Genomic DNA, 18,826 nt, shown 5'->3' with positions numbered 1-18,826 from the left:
GATCTTAAAAAAGAAGTTTGAGTTTATAGAAAAGAGGCGACCCAATAAGGGTTCGCCTCTTTTTTATCTTATGAGTGAATAGTCCGACAATAATTAATTCAAAACGATTTCAACGGCTGTATTGATTTCCTGAAGAGCAGCGAGTTGCACCAGAACATCTTTTGGAACTTCTTTGTCAACAGTCAGAATCATGATAGCTGCCCCACCAATGATTTTACGTCCGACTTGCATGGAGGCGATGTTAACTTCGTTCTCTCCAAGCAAAGTCCCAACGCGTCCGATAATCCCCGGTTTATCATTATGCGAAATCAGAATCTGGTGACTTTCGGGAGCAATATCTACTGGGAATTTGTCCAGACGCACGATACGTTCACCGTAACCGGCGAGCAGTGTACCCGCAACACGACGCTCCTCGGCATCCTGAGTCGTCACCAGTGTGACGGTAATCAGATTTGTAAATCCTTTCGTCGCCGACGTTTGGCTAACCACTACGTTGAGATCCCGCACTTTAGCCAAATGCATGGAGTTGACAATATTGGCTTCTCCGCCTAAATGTCTTGCCAGAATACCTTTTACAATGTAACGAGTCAAAGGCGAAGTATCCACTTCCGACAGATCTCCAGCGTAGTCGATCCGAATTTCCTGAACTGCATTTTGAGTGATCTGAGCTGCAAAGCTACCCAGTGTTTCACCCAGTTTAAAGTACGGCTGCAGTTTGTTCATTACAGTTGGGGCTACTGCAGGCATGTTAACTGCGTTTTTGAACGGTTCATTGCGCAGGATATGCAGGACTTGCTCGGATACGTCGATCGCTACATTTTCTTGTGCTTCTACTGTGGATGCACCAAGATGAGGCGTTACAATAATGCTAGGATGATTCAGGAACGGGTGATCAGCAGCGGGTGGTTCGCTCTCGAATACGTCAAATGCTGCACCAGCAACGATACCTCCATCAATTGCTTCTACAAGGGCCATTTCGTCAACGACTCCACCACGGGCACAGTTGATAATACGCATACCTTTTTTCATTACTTCGAATTGTGGGCGGGAAATCATATGGCGTGTCTCAGGTGTTAATGGTGTGTGAACGGTCATAAAGTCGGCATTGCGAATGATGTCATCCACACTAGCCAGCTTAACCTGAAGTTTTTCTGCGCGATCTTGAGTGAGGAACGGGTCGTAAGCCAGGATATCCATTCCGAACGCTTTGGCACGTTTAGCTACTTCGCTACCGATTCGTCCCATACCAAGTACACCCAGCGTTTTATTTCTTAACTCTACACCCAGGAAGGTTTTACGATCCCAAGTACCTTGAATGGTTTTGGCATATGCCTGAGGAATATGTCGTGCCAGTGCCATCATCATGGCAAATGTATGCTCACATGTCGTAATCGTATTACCGTCAGGGGCATTAATAACAATGATACCGCGTTGGGTAGCAGCTTCCAAATCAATGTTATCTACACCAACGCCAGCACGTCCGATGACTTTAAGGTTTGTACCTGCTGTCATAATACGATCTGTTACACGAGTCTGACTTCGAACCAGAAGGGCATCATAATTGCCGATAATTGCAACAAGCTCATCTTCGCTAAGACCTGTTTTCTTCTCAACTACAACATCATTTGCATCCACCAGCTGCTGAATTCCCAGATCACTAATCGGGTCCGACACTAACACTTTGTACATGGTTTCTTCCTCCTTAGGTATGTGTATCTATATCGTCAAGGTTTCACCTCACGAAAGAGGCATTCCTTAAAACCATTAAAATTCTTCCTTCCAACAACGCGGTGTCGCAGTAGAGGAGGAGGGTGTAGCGAATAGGGCGATTTCCACGTTTTTACTCTAAAATAAATCAAAAAACTCTCAATCCACATACTGCTTGCGCAATAAGGGACGAGAGTTGTCGTGGTACCACCCTAATTCACCGCCGTTTCGCAACGACAGTCTTAGCGGTCAATGAAGACCGAAGAGGATAACGGGTCTAAACCGATTGCACCTACTCCAATTTCAATGCAATAACTCAGGAGCGCTCAAGATCATTTGCCTGCCACCGATTTACACCATCCATCGGCTCTCTGTAAGACAAAGCAACATCTTTTTTCCATCATCGTGTTTAACGTGACTAATTTTTTCATAATGTATCATGGCTGACATGAGCATGTCAATAGGCTTAAATGTTTTAATTCGATTTACTAATAAGATTTTCTTCAGTGGAGGAGAAGGCGCATAGATGTAAAGAATTGACTTCCTTGATCGTTCAAAATAGCTCGATTACAAGCTGTTTTGTGAATCGGATTTTAACACATTAATGAACTAATTCAATAGATATCGCTTCGCTTAAAAACCGGGACTTGGGGCAGGCCTTGAACCTATTTGGTTTTTTGGCTATCATTTAGTATACTATCCGATTGGACAACGAATTTGTTATCCATCAAATATAAGTCAAGAGGACAGACACAGGCGATGAAAAAATTAAAGTTTCCCAAGTTCAAGATTCAGAAGGCTGAACCACAGCAACTCACCGAGCGTTTGCTTCTGATCAATCTATACTTTACACAAGGGTTAACTTTGATCATTGGGGTTGTATGGATTTTATTGCAGAAGAGAAATCTTTTTGATGTACTTGCGTTGCCAGACAGTTACCAGTTTATATGGTGGGGGCTTGGTCTTGCTGGCATTATGCTTGTTATGGACTTGATTCTTTCTTATGTTATTCCTCAAGAGAGCATGGACGATGGGGGAATTAATGAGATGCTGTTTCGCAAGCGTCCAATCTGGCACATTGTATGCATAGCGGCCATCGTTGCTGTTTGTGAGGAATTGTTATTTCGTGGAGCCATACAACATGCGTTAGGTCCTTACTGGACAAGTATTTTATTTGCGGTCATCCATATACGCTATTTGCGGCACTGGATTCCGACTGGTTGGGTATTTGTTTCGAGCTATGGATTGGGTTGGATTTATATGCAATCCGGCACATTATGGGCGCCTATATTATGTCATTTTATTATTGATTTGGTGTCTGGATTAGCGATACGTTTTCGGAGGGGATCATGAATCAGCAATTAAGTAGAATGAAGACTTACGGCAGTCAGCGCCATCGTCACTCGGATAAAACAGAGACATCTGAGCGTCCTGAAGCTTCTCAGGTAAATTTGGTTGTTGAATCAGCTGCTGCCTCAGAGGTGGGAGGACTCACACCAATTACCTCGGTCTCCATACCAAGATCACAACGCAAGTCTTATGCATCATCGCTGGAAAGTCCGGTACTTCCCCGGCGGGCTCCAGCACGTGCCAATAAAGTACAAAAGCCATCAGATGAAGTCGTTTCCGAAGCGGGTACACTTCCTACGCGGACTGAGCTTCATCCATCTCGCCGTTTACGTCTCAGTAAACGATTTGTTAACTCGCTCATATTTATATTTGTTTTGCTTACAATCAGTCTGGTTTGGTGGGGGATAAAAGGAGCACCTTCATTGGATACTTTCCTTCCATGGCCATGGTAATACTGGCGTGGATCGTTGCCGTTATTTTGGCCGTGTTTGCCTTGCTGGTTCATATGTGGCGTGAGGCGCACCTTCATCACATTGTTTCAGAAGAGGTTGAAGTTCCGAATTTGCCCTCTTCTTTTGATGGCAGCAAAATCCTGTATGTATCTGATATCCATAAACGCATGCTGAAAAAGAATGACCTGGAACATCTTCGGAATCAGGTGGACTGGGTTATCATTGGGGGAGATGTGGCGGAAAAAGGAATTTCATGGCCCATCGTCAGACATAATATGAGCTTGTTATCTTATATCGCACCTGCCTTTACAGTGTATGGAAACCATGATAAAAGAGCAGGAACTGTGCATCTTGAACGTATATTTCGAGATACGGGCGTTCATCTTTTACAGGATTCTACCGCTTATCTTCGTAAAGGAGAAAGTAAATTATGCCTGGTCGGAATTGATTATCGTTCACGGCGAGGGGATTCGCTGCTTGCAGAATTGGACACCAAAGATTGCAAGATTGCCATCGTCCATGATCCCTTAGAGGCTCTTCATTTGAATGCTCCTGTTGATCTGATATTGAGTGGTCACACACATGGAGGACAATTGGTAATTCCAGGCTTCGGCCCTGTCTTTCTTAACAAAGCGTATCGCTCCGTGTCTAGCGGATGGTTCTCTTTGAAAAAGGATGATAATGATACCGAGCAAGCAGGCAAAATGCTGGTAAGCAGAGGATACGGAACAAATCATTTGCCGTTCAGACTTTGTTGTCCCGCAGAAATGCATATGATTACTTTGCGAGTGCTCTCAAACAAACAGCCTTGATCCGCTTAGGACCAAGGCTGTTTGTTATAAATTTGTAAGTTCCTTCATGTCAATTCCAACTCATCAATGATTGATAGTAAGCAGAATGTTGGGCAAATAATCGATGCTCAGCGTGCTTCCAGTTCAATGGAGCGAGGATCGACAAAAGAGTAGCCTTTCTGTTCAAGTTTGGTTAACAACTCATCCAACGCTTCAACCGTCCATGGCAACTCATGCATCAAAATATTACTGCCTGGATTTAATTGATCGAGCACATTCTGGATCACTTTCTCCGGTTTGTTTTTGGTGCTCTTATCCCAATCCAGTGAACCATTGGACCATGTCATGTATAACATGCCGTTCTTCTTGACTGTGGCCTTTAGTGCATCATTTCCAGAACCGAACGGCGGGCGGAAAAACTGAGGTTCCACACCAATCGTTTCTTTCACAATCTTTTGCACATCGTTTACCTGTTTGGCGGCTGCTGTGGTGGACATTTTTTTCAGATCCTCATGATCCCACGCATGATTTCCTACAACTTGACCACGTTCATGAATGATCTTGAGCAACTCGGGATGACTTTTCACGCGGTAGCCGTTAACAAAAAAAATCGCTTTCGCGTCATGGTTATCCAAGGTATCGATTAATCCATTAATCATTTTTTCTTCTTTGGGCCCATCATCAAATGTCAATAATACAACCTTGCTTTCGCTCGTTTTATCGTTGGGTTTGATGTAGTAATTGGCGTTCATGTGATACGTTTTTTCGATATTATCTTCGGTTGCTTGTGATCCTGAAGTAATATCAGTTCCTTCTTTTTCTGTCGGAGATGTTTCGTCATCACTTGGTGATTCTTGATCCGAATTGGAGTCCGTTGAGGACGAGGAATCCGTGGTTGGTGTTTCACCTGTGCCAGCGGAAGTTGGCTCGTTCTGCTGCTCCTGTGTTGAAGTAACCGAATCATTGCTGGAGTTCGTGGATTCAGGTGTTTTTTCCTCCGTTGTACTACAAGCTGACAACAGCATGCATGCGATCATAATTAAGGCGGTGGTGTGTCTAATCATGATTTCAACTCGCTTTCCTGTATTTATGCGGAATGAGATGACGCACTCCCGCAAACACTAGTTGTGATTTTAACATTAAAAGGAGGTTGGTGTAATGAAGGCGTCATCCTTTTTCTGGGGTGTTGTAATTGGCGTAGCAGCCAGCACTTGGCTGTCCAAAGGTAAAATGTCAATGCTGTCTTCCGGTTCATCCCGCAACATGATGAATCAGGCCAAACACAAAATGATGGAGATGACGTTCCCGGGCATGGACGGATTCAGCTCCAAACCAAACGAACAGAGCGGAGATTCCCACAAAAGCACGCATAAAAAAAGTGCTAAGCCGATCACTCCGCAGGAAAAAGAAGAGAACATGAACATGCTCAAAGATTTTATTCGCTCCAATCCGGATGTTAAACATGAAGTTGAGCAAATTTTAACTCAAACAAACACAACAGTACCGGGTTTATAAACACAAACCTCCCATTAGAATCATCCACAGTCCTGTTTTGATGTGGAATGATTCTTTTTTTGTCGATTTTACTTCGTGCATTTGCAGGTATAAAATGATAACATAACTACATAGATTTATTTTCAGCACATATTGTTTTGTGCTTCATAATCTGTTATAAGACTTGCTTATAAAGGGGAGATCCTGTATGAAAATAGAACGATTAAGTCACGATAAGATACGGATTTTCCTGACCTTTGACGATCTGAGCGAGCGCGGAATACAAAAAGAAGATATGTGGCAGGAAATACCTAAAGTTCATGAACTGTTCACTGAAATGATGGACCAGGCCTATTCCGAACTTGGATTTGATGCTACAGGTCCACTTGCTGTCGAAGTATTCGCACTTCCCGCTCAAGGGATGGTTGTCATTGTCACCCGGGGGAAATATGATCCGCAACAATATGGTTCAGGTAATGAGGATGATTTGCCTGAAGAAGTATATGAGATGGAAGTTACACTTGAGCAGAGCGATTCCATCGTCTACGCATTCAAAGATTTTGAAGTGCTAATTGAGGCTGCACATATGTTGCATCAGCACGTAACGGATGCCGGAAGACTTTATTCCTATAAAGACAAGTGGTTTTTGCATTTTGAACCGGATGACTTGGATTCCACCAAACATGCAGCATTGATTGCCTTGCTTGCTGAATTCGGTGAAGGATCTTCCGTTACCCCTGCCGTCATGGAAGAGTACGGAAAGGTTGTTATGCCTGAACAAGCGGTTGAGGTTATCTGCACCCACTTTAAACGTCAGGATTAAGCTCTAGTTGTAATCGCGTCTTAGTTGGAGGAGGGAATTTCGGTGCTTTTGTTTTCGGTTTTAGCGGCAGCAGTAGCTCCGGGTCTCGCCTTGTTAACATACTTTTATCTGAAAGACCGTTATGACTCTGAACCTCTTCACATGGTATTTCGAGTCTTCCTCATGGGGATTCTGATGGTATTGCCTGTGATGATTATTCAGCGTGGCATGATGATCTGGCTTGGAGATAATCCTTATGTTGAAGCCATCCTCATTTCGGGTGGGGTTGAAGAGTTCGTCAAATGGTTTGTGATATACCATATCATCTATAACCACACCGAATTTGACGAGCCTTATGATGGGATTCTATACTCTGTAGCTGTTTCACTCGGATTTGCTACGGTTGAGAATGTGTTGTATGCCTTTGCGGGGAATGCTTCCGTCTCAGCCATGTTCATTCGTGCATTGCTTCCTGTATCGGGTCACGCCATGTTTGCAGTAATTATGGGTTATTACATGGGGCGGGCCAAGTTCTCGGATGGCAAGAAAAAACGTTGGTTTCTTATGCTTTCACTCGTCTTGCCGTTCTTCTGGCATGCCCTTTACGATGTCATTATGAATACGATGGTCAATCATTGGTTGTGGTTCATTGCGCCGTTGATGGCCGGATTATGGTACGGAGCGATGGGCAAAATTACAAGGGCCAACAATCGTTCTCCTTTCCGTTTTGTGAAGCGTGAGGAAGAGATTAAATTATAAAAATACGGACACACTGGTGGACATGGAGCGCAACCTGCGCCTAATGCCCCGGTGTGTTTTTTGTTGCAATAAAATAAAAATTCCCGGGGAAAGACAAATAGAAACGGGGATACGCGTGATGAGAATCAAAATTAAAATCAGATGCAAACAATGCGGAGAACGTTTTACACTGCGAGGCAAGAAGGAAAGAGGAAGAATTGAGACCGGTTTTAAACAGTGTTTGTGTGACAATCGGGACCAGTTCGAAATTGAGGAAGATGGCGGCACAAGCTGGGTGCAATTGAATTAAACAGACCGTTTGGGATCATGCGTGATAAGCCCGTCATTGGACAGACTGGAAATCGCATGCATAAGAGGTCTTTCTTCGATCCACAATAGAGGTAGTGGCTTAGAAGAAAGGAGACTCTACCGATGTATAAACGTTTAAGTTCAGTTATGTTTCCGATATTTGCAGTTCTGTTAATCGGTGCTCTCGTATGGGGTTACCAAGAGAACCAGGAGAAAAATGCAATTCTGATCAAGGCAGAGAATCAATATCAGCGTGCCTTTCACGATTTATCTTTTCATATGGACAAATTGCACTCGGAGATTGGGAATACACTGGCCGTCCATGCTACGTCCCAAGGGATGCATCGCAAAGGTCTGATGAATGTATGGCGACTTACCAGTGAAGCGCAGAATGAGATTAACCAATTGCCGCTTACGATGTTGCCATTCAGTGAAACGGAGGAGTTTCTCTCCCGCATCTCCAACTTTGCTTATCAGGCGTCCATGCGTGATCTGACCAATGAACCTTTAAGTGAGAAAGAAATGGGTAACTTGAAAAAACTGTATGCGAATTCATCCGAGATCACCAAAAATTTGCAGGATGTACAGCAGAAAGTCATTTCCGACCGTTTACGCTGGATGGATGCCGAGTCGGCTATGGCAACGGAAGAGCAAACGATGGACAATACCATCGTGGATGGTTTCCGGACTGTGAACAAAAAGGTACAGGAATATCCTGAACTTGATTGGGGCCCTTCAGTCTCCAGCATTTATGCCAAACGTTCGGTGAAAAAGCTGGATGGTCTACCTGTGACCAAAGAGCAGATCCAAACTAAAGCTGCGAAGTTTTCGAATGCTGAACACGGCAAGATTCAAGTACAGGAAAATGGTAAAGGTACAGACTGGGAATCTTACACAGCCACGATTGATCAATCCAAAGACAGCAAATTGAGTATGGACTTCACGCGTAATGGCGGTCTGCTCATCTCTTACAGTGACACTCGGCCAATCGGAACAAAGAAAGTAACACGTAAGGAAGCTATGGCAAAAGCAGATCATTTCCTTTCCAATAAGGGTTACAAAGATATGAAGGCAGTCAATTATGACGAATTTGGCAATCTCGGTAACCTGACCTATGTCCGTAAACAAGGTGATACCCTGATCTATCCAGAAAAAATGTCTGTTCGGGTTGGCCTTGATAATGGGGATGTTACCGGCTTTCAGGCAAGTGATTTTGTATATGAGCATCAGAAGAAGCGGGAGATTCCAAAAGCAGCGCTCACGGTTGAACAAGCCCGCAAAAAGCTGAATCCGGAATTCAAGGAGAGCTACGCTCGCAAATCACTCATTAAGAATGATTACAGCAAAGAAGTTCTGTGTTACGAATTCGGTGGACGCATCAATGGTGCAAAATATAAAATTTACATCAACGCCGATACAGGTACGGAAGAAGCCGTTGAGGAAATCAAACCGGTGAATGAGACCACATAACATCAAGAGCCGGGAGCATGATAAATGAAAATGAATTACTGAAACAGACCACGTAGTGGTCTGTTTTTTGTTGTCCACTATGAGAAAGGTCATGGTATAATAGTCCTTGTACATACGATACGAAGATAAAAAGCTAAGGTGGCGGTGAACAGCTTGTTTCCCAAAATAAATGAAGTTTTATACATCCAGATTGCCTCTGCAGATGAAAAAGAGGAAAGCAAAGAATATAAATCACGCATAGCGGATGTGGATGACAACAGTTTCCTGATCGAAGTTCCGATGCAACAGGGAAGCAGTCGGTTGAAACGGTTGTTTTTTGGTGAGGAATTGTCCATTTCGTATATTACAGAAGACGGGGTTCGTCATTATTTCAACACGTATGTGACCGGATTTGAAGAAGATGTAGTTCGGCTAGTACGAATTCGCAAGCCATTGCCGGACGACATCACCAAAATCCAGCGTCGCAGTTTTCTGCGTGTTCATGCAAACCTTGAAATGGCCATCCAGAGCGAAGATCTAACCCGAGCCGTGGGCTTGACTGAAGATATCGGCGGCGGGGGATTGTCCATTTATGGTGAACCCGGTTTTGTTATTGCGGAAGGGCAGAAGCTCAAGTGCTGGTTGCTTATTCCTTATCGGAATGCAGTGATTGAGCATGCGAATTTTGAAGCTGAAGTGGTTCGGATCAAAACACTGGAGACGGGCAGACAGCTATGCATGTTAAAGTTTGTGCAGATTACGGATTCGGAACGACAGAAGATCATCAAGTTTTGCTTTGAACGGCAATTGGATTATCGCACGAAATAAAGAATGGGGATTGGCTGGGATAAAAAGGTGCAGCAGTGGGCACTGTAATGGAAAAAACGGAGGTTCAGCTTGTGAACAATCGCAATGCATCCCGCAGATACGAGCGCCTGTATTATGTTTTATCCAAACGAATGGAAAGAAGGGCTCTGCTGCTGATTACAGCTCTTCTTGTTCTGCTTGTGATCTATCAGTTATTACTTCTTGTGCCTGATATGAAAAAGAATATGACCTCCATTGATCGTCTGGAAGGAACACCAATTCAGATGCAAACGGTACACGAACAATCACATCACTGATTTGTCTGTTTTTGCATCCATGTGTATAGTGTGGTATAATTTTGACGATGCAGGCAATGCCTGTTTTTTTATTGAGGCTTATCGTTTGAGGAGGAATGCCCCGTTGGCAAGCCAGAACACATCAGAGAACGGGAAGATGAACGTCGCAATTGACGGACCTGCCGGTGCCGGGAAAAGCACGGTGGCCCGATTGGTTGCAGAGGCGCTCGCGTATATATACGTCGATTCTGGCGCAATGTACCGTGCGGTAACCCTGCATATGCTTCGAAAAGGTATTTCACCGGAAGATGTGCCAGAGGTGCTTCAGGAAACCCAAAAGCTGGTCATTGATTTACAACCGGATCCCGACGGACAGAAAGTGTTCTGTAATGGGGAAGATGTTACCTCGGAAATCCGCTCCCGTGAAGTGACGGGAATCGTGTCCCGATATGCGCAAATCGAGGGGCTGCGTACGCAATTGGTGGATACACAGCGGCAAATGGCTTTGCGCAAGGGCGTCGTCATGGATGGACGCGATATCGGAACGACAGTATTGCCCGACGCGGAAGTGAAAATCTTCATGACTGCCAGTGTGGAAGAGCGTGCACTTCGCCGCTTCAAAGAACTGGATCCCTCAGAAGGACTGACGTTGCAGCAGCTTGAGCGAGACATTGCCACCCGTGACAAATTGGATGAAAGTCGGGAAATATCCCCGCTTCGCTGTGCTGAGGACGCTACTGTGCTCGACACAACAGAGATGAGCATCCATGAAGTGGTTGACAAAATCGTGTCTTATTGCACAATGGTCAGAGGAGAGATCGGTCTATGATTTACACATTTTGCAGCACATTACTGCGGATCATTTACACCATTCTTTTCCGCCTGGAGGCAGTTGGACGGGAGAACATCCCGAAAGAAGGCGGCGTACTTTTATGTTCTAATCATATCAGTAACTTTGATCCTCCAACGGTTGGTATCAAGATTCGTCGTCAGGTGCGCTTCATGGCCAAAAGCGAATTGTTTGATATCCCGGTCTTTGGCCGAATTATCAAAGCCGTAGGCGCTTTTCCCGTTAAACGTGGAGGCGTCAGCAAGGAATCCATCAAGACCTCACTCAACATTTTGCGTGACGGTGAAGTGCTTGGTATTTTCCCTTCGGGAAGCCGACACAATGATGGAGGCATCGGCAAAAAAGGGGCAGCGAGTTTCGCTCTCCGAAGTGGTGCTACAGTTATTCCTACTGCTATTATCGGTAACTACAAGGTTTTTCGTAAGATGAAAGTGGTTTATGGAGCACCGGTGAATTTGGACGAGTTCAAGGAAGATCCATCCGGCGATGCGCTGGAGAGAGCGACGGAGAAGATTATGTCCAAAATTAATGAAATGGTGCAAACAGGCGTGCCGAGCAAATAACGGCATCGTCGGACAACTGAGTGCATGTTTCCATTTCTTTGAGGGAAGCTAAGTTAGGCATTCAGTTCTGAAAGTGTTTTGAACTCTGCTACAGGCAGGTTTGAATATAATGGGGTTTTTGAATTGAGGAGGGTATTTGACATGTCGGAAGAAATGAAAAATCAAGAAGCAACCCAAGATGAGTTGGATCAATTCGTTTCCTTGAAAAAAGGAGATACCGTAAAAGGAACCATCGTCAAATTGGAAGATAACCAAGCCTATGTGAGCATTGGATATAAATATGACGGTGTAATTCCAATTCGTGAACTGTCTTCCCTACACGTAGACAGCGCGTCTGATGCAGTTGAAGTTGGACAAGAAGTTGAAGCTAAAGTACTTAGCATCGACGACGAGAAAGAAAAACTCGTTCTGTCCAAACGTGCAATCGACAGCGAAAACGCTTGGGATCAATTGCAAAAGCATTTTGAAGACCAAGACGTATTCGAAGTTGTTGTAGCTGACGTTGTTAAAGGCGGTCTGGTAGCAGACGTGGGCGTACGCGGATTTATCCCGGCTTCCATGGTAGAGCGCCATTTCGTTGAAGATTTCAGCGATTACAAAGGACGCACATTGCGTGTTAAAGTGAAAGAGATCGACCGTGAGAACAACAAAGTGATCCTTTCCCAAAAAGACGTACTTGAGCAAGAATTCGAAGCAAACAAAGCTACGGTTATGGCTGGTTTGCAAGAAGGTCAAGTTATCGAAGGTACAGTACAACGCTTGACTCAATTCGGTGCTTTCGTTGATGTGGGCGGAGTAGACGGATTGGTTCACGTATCCGAGCTGGCTTGGACACACGTTGACAAACCATCGGACGTTCTGTCTGAAGGCGATAAAGTAAACGTTAAAGTGCTGAAAGTTGATCCTGAAAAAGGTAAAATCAGCCTGAGCATGAAAGCTGTTCAACCAGGTCCTTGGGAAACAGCTGGCGACAAATTCAATTCTAGCGATATCGTAACAGGTGTTGTAAAACGTCTGGTTGACTTCGGTGCTTTCGTTGAAATCGCTCCTGGTGTTGAGGGACTTGTGCATATCTCGCAAATCTCCCACAAACATATTGGCACTCCGCACGAAGTGTTGAAAGAAGGACAAGAAGTTCAAGTTAAAATCTTGGATATGAATCCTTCTGAGCAACGTGTAAGCCTGAGCATTAAGGAAACTGAAGAAGCTCCTGCTCAAGCACCAAAATCAGAAAGACCTGCTAGAAACAACGCTCCACGTGAAGAAATCAACAACCCGAACGTTTCCTTGAGCAATCAAGGTCTGAGCATCACGCTCGGCGAGCGCTTCGGTGACAAACTTAGCAAATTCAAATAAGTTAACAATGCATGGTTCTTAGTTATATACTGCATATTTTGCTGAACAATAAAAGCAAGATCGGCGAGCCCCAGCGGGTTCGCCGATTGTTGTTATTGCGAGTATAACGGCATGAAACGTTAGCCAAGACAGGTGTTTTTTGCTATGATGAGTATCGTAAGTATGGACAGGAGGAGTGGAATGTATGGCAAGACCCGTTGTGGCAATTGTCGGGCGACCGAATGTGGGCAAATCCACCATTTTTAATCGGATCATCGGCGACAGATTGGCCATTGTGGAAGACAAGCCGGGCATTACCCGTGACCGTATCTACGGAATCGGCGAATGGAACGGTAAACCATTTAGCATTATCGATACAGGTGGTATCGAAATCGACGGCGAGGACGTCATTTTAAAATCAATCCGGATGCAGGCAGAGCTCGCCATTGAAGAAGCGGATGTTATTGTATTCATGTGTGATGCAAAAGCAGGGATTACGCAATCTGATGAAGAAGTCGCAGAGATGTTGTACCGCTCAGGCAAGCCTATCGTTGTAGCCGTTAACAAAGTGGATAATATCGGGCGCAGTGAGCTCATTTATGAGTTTTATGGATTTGGATTTGGTGATCCAATCGGAGTATCGGGAAGTCATGGTACAGGTGTAGGTGATTTGCTCGACGCCATCGTAGAGAAATTGCCTGAACTTGAGGAAGAGACTTACGATGACGATGTCATTCGTGTAGCTCTGATCGGACGTCCTAACGTGGGTAAATCTTCATTGGTGAACGCCATTTTGGGGGAAGAGCGTGTTATTGTCAGTGATGTTGCTGGAACGACGCGGGACGCGATCGATACACCGTTTGAAAAAGATGGCCAGCGCTATGTGCTGATTGATACAGCAGGTATGCGTAAACGTGGTAAAGTCTATGAAACCACGGAGAAATACAGCGTGATGCGTGCGATGCGTGCTATTGAGCGTGCAGATGTTGTTCTGATTGTTATTAATGGCGAAGAAGGCATTATTGAGCAGGACAAGCATATTGCAGGTTATGCATTTGAAGCAGGCAAAGCCTCCATGTTTGTTGTGAACAAATGGGACGTTGTAGAGAAGTCAGATAAAACAATGAATGAGTTTGAGAAAAAAATTCGGGATCATTTCCTGTTTATGACTTACGCTCCGGTTGTATTTTTGTCAGCTAAGACAAAACAACGCTTACAAAAATTGTTGCCTGTGGTGCAACGTGTGGCCCAGCAGCACTCTATGCGTGTTCAGACGCATCTGCTTAACGATGTAGTGTCTGATGCCGTAGCCATAAATCCGCCACCAACAGATAAAGGACGCAGAATGAGAATCAACTATGTGACTCAGGTTGCCGTTAAACCTCCGACCATGGTTATTTTTGTGAACGATCCGGAATTGATGCACTTTTCTTATGAACGTTACCTGGAGAATAAAATTCGTGCAGCGTTTGATTTTGAAGGGACGCCAATTCGCATATTTACTCGGAGGAAGTCCGACGAAGGTTAGGGGAGAAGTTTGTGATTTTACAAATCGCAGCGATTGTACTGAGCTATCTGCTCGGTTCAATCAGCTTTAGTGTCCTCCTTGCAAAAGCACTACGGGGGATCGATATCCGTCAACACGGAAGCGGAAATGCAGGGGCTACCAATACTTTGCGGATATTGGGTAAAGGACCAGCAATTCTGGTACTGCTGTTGGATGTACTCAAAGGTATTGCGGCCGTTTGGATTGGTGTTTGGTTCAGCAATGGTTCTGATTGGATTCCTGCACTTAGTGGTATAGCTGCCATTGCAGGACATAACTGGCCGCTGTACTTCCGTTTCCGTGGAGGAAAAGGAATTGCGACAGCGATTGGTGTACTCGTGACTCTTGCACTTATTCCTGCGCTATGCGCCGGGGTATTTGCGATCCTGTCCATCGTATTGACACGATATGTTTCATTGGGTTCCCTTATTTTTGTAGCTTTGACACCGCTCTGCATCCTTGTGTTACCCGGATATTCGATGAGTATCTTCTGGGGAAGTCTGATTATTTGTCTGTTTGCGTTCTGGAGACATCGTACCAATATTGCGAAGCTCGCCAAAGGACAGGAAAATAAATTGGGATCGAAAAGCCCTGGAGGGGGAAAACGCGTTGTCTAAAAAAGTTGCTGTTCTGGTTGCGGGCAGTTGGGGTACTGCACTTGCCAGTGTATTGGCTGCCAATCAACTGGATGTGATCATGTGGACACGTGGTGAAGACCAGGCCGCAGAGATCAATACTAAACATACAAACCAACGCTTCCTTCCCGATGCAGAGCTGTCACCCCGTATTCAGGCAACCACGGATATGGCGACGGCAGTTGAAGGGGCTTCTGCTGTGTTAATTGTTGCTCCTTCATCGGCGATGCGTTCGGTAGCTCATCAGCTTAAGGCCTATTACAAACCGGAAATGTTAATCATTCATGCAACCAAGGGTTTTGAGACAGAAAGCCTGAAACGCATGTCCACAGTCATTTCGGAAGAACTCGAATGTGAAGAAGGACGTATCGTTGTACTTTCTGGTCCAAGCCATGCGGAAGAAGTGGTTAAGCGTTGCCCAACAACGGTTGTTGTGGCATCACTGGATAAAGCTTCTGCCGAGGCAGCCCAAGGTTTATTTATGAATGCTTATTTCCGTGTGTACACAAATCGAGATATGATCGGTGTAGAACTGGCGGGAGCGTTCAAAAATATTATCGCGCTGGGAGCAGGGATGTCAGACGGGCTTAACTTTGGTGACAATGCCAAAGCAGCGTTGCTAACACGTGGGCTGGCCGAGATCACACGCATCGGTGTGGAGATGGGAGCGAATCCGCTCACGTTCTCTGGACTTGCAGGGATCGGCGATTTGGTCGTGACCGCGACTAGTCAGCATAGTCGTAACTGGAGAGCCGGTTCCTTGCTGGGCAAAGGACAGAAGCTGGACGATGTTTTGAATTCCATGGGCATGGTTGTGGAAGGTATTCGGACCACACAGGCCGCCCACTTTATTTCTCAGAAATACGGTGTGCAAATGCCGATTGCAGATCAGCTTTATCACGTTCTTTTTCAGGAGAGACAGCCGCGGGATGCTGTTGAAGCTTTGATGGGACGTGATCCCAAGACCGAAATGGAAGTCATGACGCTTGAAACCTGGGAGCAGTGGCATTCCTGATGGCAGCGTAGGCTGTTTTCCCGAAATGAGAAGCTTATTCACCTTTTTTGCGGTGCACTCATATTATACACATGAGTATTGCCGGAGGAGGGGAGACGAATGGCTAACAACATTTCCAAGGAAGCGCTGAAAGCGATCAACAAAAAAACAGGGAAATCGATTACGGAAGGTGCCGTCAAGAAATTGGCGAGTACAGTAAAACCGTCCACCATGCAGAATGAAGCTCAGTTGCGCCAACTGATCAAGCAAGTATCCGCCATGGCAAAAGTGCCGGTATCTGAGGATACAGTTCAGGATATCGTGAGTGCCGTCAAAAAAAGCGGATTAAACCCAAACAGTATGGAATCATTAATGAAAATGATGATGAAAAAATAATAGATCGCGCCTGCGTGCAGGCGATCGAGCAAGACAAAAAGACAAGTCGGCATCTGCCGGCTTGCTTTTTGTCTTTTTTTTGGAAAGCTGAGCAATGTTTCGTGTTATAATAGTTGCAATTGTCACAGTGTCAGTGATGAATAACGGACTGAAGGGGAGAACTCTGGATTATGAACGCGATGGACAAGATGTGGCTATCATTGGTCGCAATCCTCATTATGGGACTATCTGTATTCCTGATTACGTTTGCTCGATCCAAAACGAAAGGCATTGTACGGGGGATTCTTTCTTTAATTGCTTTTCTCATTATGCTGATTGGCTTTTTCGGCGGAATAGCTTCTCTGACCTGATCTTTCTCACCTGAGAGATAACATCCGCATAAACACATCATAAGAACTGACACAACGAAAACGGATGAAGGGAAGTGAGCGGATGAGGCCGCATGAAACGGAGGATCGGACAGAGCGCTATCCGGAATTACACGCGGCTTTGCTGGAAACGGCGAAAGCTTGGGATGCAGAGCCTTATACGTGGCTGCTTGGGGGAAGCTGTGGGTTGTTGCTCCAACAGGTGGAATTACAGCAGGCTCCCAGAGATATTGATGTTTACGCTGATATCACCGCCGCGAAGTTGCTTCATAAATCTGCGCCTGGAATGGTGCTGGACGAGCCTGTCGTAGATAAGACGGGACCTTATGCCTCGCTGCTCAGTCATTATCAGGTAGGGACTTGTTCGTTGGAACTGGTTGGTGGTTTCGAAGTATGGTCACGTAAAAGCTGGTACCGCATTGAAATTGAGCATGTATTGGCCAAGTATGCACCTGAAGCCAAAGTGGGTTCTTACACATTGCGTCTAATGCCACTTGCTCATGAGCTGTTATTCAATCTAATGAGAGGCCGTGCCGATCGTTACGAACCCATTGCAAGACAGATTCGGCAGATGCCCGAATTACATCAACCTCTAATGACTTTATTGGGGAAGCAAAATATATGGACAAGCCGATTTAGAGCAGAAGTGGAAGAGCTTGTTGGCTTCGAATGGCCTCAGTAGGTTGGGAGGAAGAATGATGGATTACAATATTACATTTTTACCGCAAAATAAAACGATTCGGCTAAAGCCAGGGGTAACGCTATTAAATGCTGCACGCCGTGCAGGGGTGAAAATAGCAACGCGATGTGATGGAAAGGCAGCCTGCCTGATGTGTAAGGTGAAAGTAGATTCGGAACATCTTGCAGCACTGCATCCTCCAACAGATGCGGAGAGGCGTAAGCTAGGTTCACTGCTGGATGCAGGCACTCGGCTGTCATGTCAGGCGAAGGTTCGGGGATCGGTGACAGTTCATGTTCCGGAGGACCCGCTGAAGGCAGCGATTCGTAAACAATTGGAGCGTCAGCAGCAGGAAGAGGACGATTGGTTCTAAGAATACCTGAGTGGAACGATTCAAGGAGGATACGGATGAACGTGAATATGACGAAGAACGTGAAACCAAGAGGGCAGAGGCGTCATTTGCAGAAGATGTCCTGTCTGCTCTTATTCCTGTTGTTTTCTATCACTGCAACGGGGTGTATGTATCAATCCCAGAGTAATCCCGATCCCAAAATAGCTTATAGGGAAAGCGTAAGCCGTATTCAAACTGCGGTAGAAGCATTCCAACAGGATCAAGGGATTTTGCCCATGGTCAATGCAGATATGGAAACACCGAAATATGAAAAATTCAGAGTTGATCTGTCCAAGCTGAAACAGCAGGGGTATCTGGATGAAATACCGGGCACTGCGTTTGAGAGTGGTGGGAGCGCTTACTTTCTCATTCAGGATGAAGAAGTGAACCCGACTGTCAAAGTCATGGATCTTCAAACGGTACAGAAAGTAAATGATGTTCAACGAATGGTCAATCAGTACAAGTCCGTACATAACAATCAACTGCCAAGTGGGGAAGAACTGTACCCGGGTCTGTACGCTGTAGATATGGAGCAAGCCGCACAGGCGGGTGCCCCAGCGGTTACACTGAATAGTGTATATTCGGGTCAGGAGCTGCCTTTCATGATGGATGATGAGGGCAATGTGTATGTGGATTATGCTTTTGACATTATGCAGGCTGTAGAGAAGTCAGAGAATCCTCCATCGAAAGTGGAAGATATGCGTGATTTCTTGCTGGAGCATTCTTATTTTGTCCCTGTAAAATCGGTTGCCTACACCTGGCAGAATAATACCCCAGTTGCAAGAAAGTAATCATGAGCGTTAATTCGATTCGAATGCACATAATCCAATGAATTGACCTTAAAGTAAAAAAAGAGATATTCCGCATCACGGAA

Annotated in this window: 23 protein-coding genes and 1 other annotated feature; of the genes, 21 read left to right on the top strand and 2 right to left on the bottom strand. The window is 45.2% G+C overall.

Going from position 1 to position 18,826, the window contains the following annotated elements; all coding sequences use genetic code 11:
• Positions 1-93: 93 nt before the first annotated feature.
• Entirely contained in the window at positions 94-1,689 is a 1,596-nt protein-coding gene (gene serA, locus MKY42_RS21350) for a phosphoglycerate dehydrogenase (protein WP_090900660.1), read from the bottom strand.
• Positions 1,690-1,889: 200 nt separating this feature from the next.
• Positions 1,890-2,120, bottom strand: a binding site (T-box leader).
• 346 nt (positions 2,121-2,466) lie between these two features.
• On the opposite strand from serA, the gene MKY42_RS21345 reads away from it, so the two are divergent.
• From MKY42_RS21345 to MKY42_RS21335, 3 genes are read left to right on the top strand one after another with little or no spacing between them, the layout of a single operon-like run.
• Positions 2,467-3,060 (top strand): type II CAAX endopeptidase family protein, encoded by a 594-nt coding sequence (locus tag MKY42_RS21345; protein WP_090900657.1) that lies wholly within the window; start codon positions 2,467-2,469, stop codon positions 3,058-3,060.
• Positions 3,057-3,509 (top strand): hypothetical protein, encoded by a 453-nt coding sequence (locus tag MKY42_RS21340; RefSeq protein ID WP_090900654.1) that lies wholly within the window; start codon positions 3,057-3,059, stop codon positions 3,507-3,509. The genes MKY42_RS21345 and MKY42_RS21340 overlap by 4 nt, the downstream gene beginning before the upstream one ends.
• Positions 3,497-4,321 carry a metallophosphoesterase gene (locus tag MKY42_RS21335; RefSeq protein WP_090900651.1) on the top strand — a complete coding sequence of 275 codons (825 nt, stop codon included), beginning with the start codon at positions 3,497-3,499 and terminating at the stop codon, positions 4,319-4,321. Before MKY42_RS21340 ends, MKY42_RS21335 begins: the two co-directional genes overlap by 13 nt.
• A 107-nt stretch (positions 4,322-4,428) precedes the next feature.
• Here MKY42_RS21335 and MKY42_RS21330 read toward each other — a convergent pair whose 3' ends face one another.
• Positions 4,429-5,364, bottom strand: coding sequence for a polysaccharide deacetylase family protein (locus MKY42_RS21330; RefSeq protein ID WP_179264044.1), 936 nt, complete (start codon positions 5,362-5,364; stop codon positions 4,429-4,431).
• Positions 5,365-5,458: 94 nt separating this feature from the next.
• On the opposite strand from MKY42_RS21330, the gene MKY42_RS21325 reads away from it, so the two are divergent.
• The 18 genes from MKY42_RS21325 to MKY42_RS21240 all read left to right on the top strand — a co-directional run bounded on the left by MKY42_RS21325 (position 5,459) and on the right by MKY42_RS21240 (position 18,743).
• Positions 5,459-5,815: a hypothetical protein gene (locus tag MKY42_RS21325; protein WP_090900645.1), complete on the top strand. Its 357-nt coding sequence runs from the start codon at positions 5,459-5,461 to the stop codon at positions 5,813-5,815.
• Positions 5,816-6,002: 187 nt separating this feature from the next.
• Positions 6,003-6,617 (top strand): genetic competence negative regulator, encoded by a 615-nt coding sequence (locus MKY42_RS21320; RefSeq protein ID WP_090900642.1) that lies wholly within the window; start codon positions 6,003-6,005, stop codon positions 6,615-6,617.
• A gap of 42 nt (positions 6,618-6,659) precedes the next feature.
• Entirely contained in the window at positions 6,660-7,355 is a 696-nt protein-coding gene (prsW, locus tag MKY42_RS21315) for a glutamic-type intramembrane protease PrsW (RefSeq protein WP_076288920.1), read from the top strand.
• Positions 7,356-7,473: 118 nt separating this feature from the next.
• On the top strand, positions 7,474-7,644 hold the full coding sequence (locus tag MKY42_RS21310; RefSeq protein WP_167434663.1) for a hypothetical protein: 171 nt from the start codon (positions 7,474-7,476) through the stop codon (positions 7,642-7,644).
• Positions 7,645-7,766: 122 nt separating this feature from the next.
• Positions 7,767-9,113, top strand: a complete 1,347-nt coding sequence (ypeB, locus tag MKY42_RS21305; protein WP_090900639.1) for a germination protein YpeB — start codon at positions 7,767-7,769, stop codon at positions 9,111-9,113.
• A gap of 153 nt (positions 9,114-9,266) precedes the next feature.
• On the top strand, positions 9,267-9,920 hold the full coding sequence (locus MKY42_RS21300) for a flagellar brake domain-containing protein (protein WP_090900636.1): 654 nt from the start codon (positions 9,267-9,269) through the stop codon (positions 9,918-9,920).
• Between the two features lie 47 nt (positions 9,921-9,967).
• Positions 9,968-10,216, top strand: coding sequence for a hypothetical protein (locus tag MKY42_RS21295; RefSeq protein ID WP_090900633.1), 249 nt, complete (start codon positions 9,968-9,970; stop codon positions 10,214-10,216).
• Between the two features lie 103 nt (positions 10,217-10,319).
• Positions 10,320-11,024, top strand: a complete 705-nt coding sequence (cmk, locus tag MKY42_RS21290) for a (d)CMP kinase (RefSeq protein WP_090900630.1) — start codon at positions 10,320-10,322, stop codon at positions 11,022-11,024.
• A complete protein-coding gene (locus MKY42_RS21285; protein ID WP_090900627.1) occupies positions 11,021-11,608 on the top strand; it encodes a lysophospholipid acyltransferase family protein in 588 nt (195 codons plus the stop codon). Before cmk ends, MKY42_RS21285 begins: the two co-directional genes overlap by 4 nt.
• A 141-nt stretch (positions 11,609-11,749) precedes the next feature.
• A complete protein-coding gene (gene rpsA / locus MKY42_RS21280; RefSeq protein ID WP_076288924.1) occupies positions 11,750-12,964 on the top strand; it encodes a 30S ribosomal protein S1 in 1,215 nt (404 codons plus the stop codon).
• 184 nt (positions 12,965-13,148) lie between these two features.
• Entirely contained in the window at positions 13,149-14,471 is a 1,323-nt protein-coding gene (gene der, locus MKY42_RS21275) for a ribosome biogenesis GTPase Der (RefSeq protein WP_024630683.1), read from the top strand.
• 11 nt (positions 14,472-14,482) lie between these two features.
• Entirely contained in the window at positions 14,483-15,106 is a 624-nt protein-coding gene (gene plsY / locus MKY42_RS21270; RefSeq protein WP_090900624.1) for a glycerol-3-phosphate 1-O-acyltransferase PlsY, read from the top strand.
• The gene (locus MKY42_RS21265; protein ID WP_090900621.1) at positions 15,099-16,139 is read left to right on the top strand and encodes an NAD(P)H-dependent glycerol-3-phosphate dehydrogenase; all 1,041 of its coding nucleotides are present in this window, start codon (positions 15,099-15,101) and stop codon (positions 16,137-16,139) included. The genes plsY and MKY42_RS21265 overlap by 8 nt, the downstream gene beginning before the upstream one ends.
• Before the next feature lie 99 nt (positions 16,140-16,238).
• Positions 16,239-16,514: a stage VI sporulation protein F gene (locus MKY42_RS21260; protein ID WP_024630680.1), complete on the top strand. Its 276-nt coding sequence runs from the start codon at positions 16,239-16,241 to the stop codon at positions 16,512-16,514.
• A 170-nt stretch (positions 16,515-16,684) separates the two neighbouring features.
• Complete coding sequence (locus MKY42_RS21255) at positions 16,685-16,864, top strand: DUF2768 family protein (protein WP_053780676.1); 180 nt, start codon at positions 16,685-16,687, stop codon at positions 16,862-16,864.
• A gap of 82 nt (positions 16,865-16,946) precedes the next feature.
• Positions 16,947-17,564, top strand: a complete 618-nt coding sequence (locus MKY42_RS21250) for a hypothetical protein (protein WP_090900618.1) — start codon at positions 16,947-16,949, stop codon at positions 17,562-17,564.
• A 16-nt stretch (positions 17,565-17,580) separates the two neighbouring features.
• Positions 17,581-17,934 carry a 2Fe-2S iron-sulfur cluster-binding protein gene (locus tag MKY42_RS21245; RefSeq protein ID WP_090900615.1) on the top strand — a complete coding sequence of 118 codons (354 nt, stop codon included), beginning with the start codon at positions 17,581-17,583 and terminating at the stop codon, positions 17,932-17,934.
• Positions 17,935-17,969: 35 nt separating this feature from the next.
• Positions 17,970-18,743, top strand: a complete 774-nt coding sequence (locus MKY42_RS21240) for a hypothetical protein (protein ID WP_256222167.1) — start codon at positions 17,970-17,972, stop codon at positions 18,741-18,743.
• Positions 18,744-18,826: the final 83 nt, after the last annotated feature.

Source organism: Paenibacillus sp. FSL W7-1088 (genome assembly GCF_037969855.1).
Lineage (GTDB): Bacteria > Bacillota > Bacilli > Paenibacillales > Paenibacillaceae > Paenibacillus.
The sequence above is the reverse complement of the archived record's forward strand: the minus strand, read 5'-3'. Positions and strand labels throughout refer to the sequence as shown.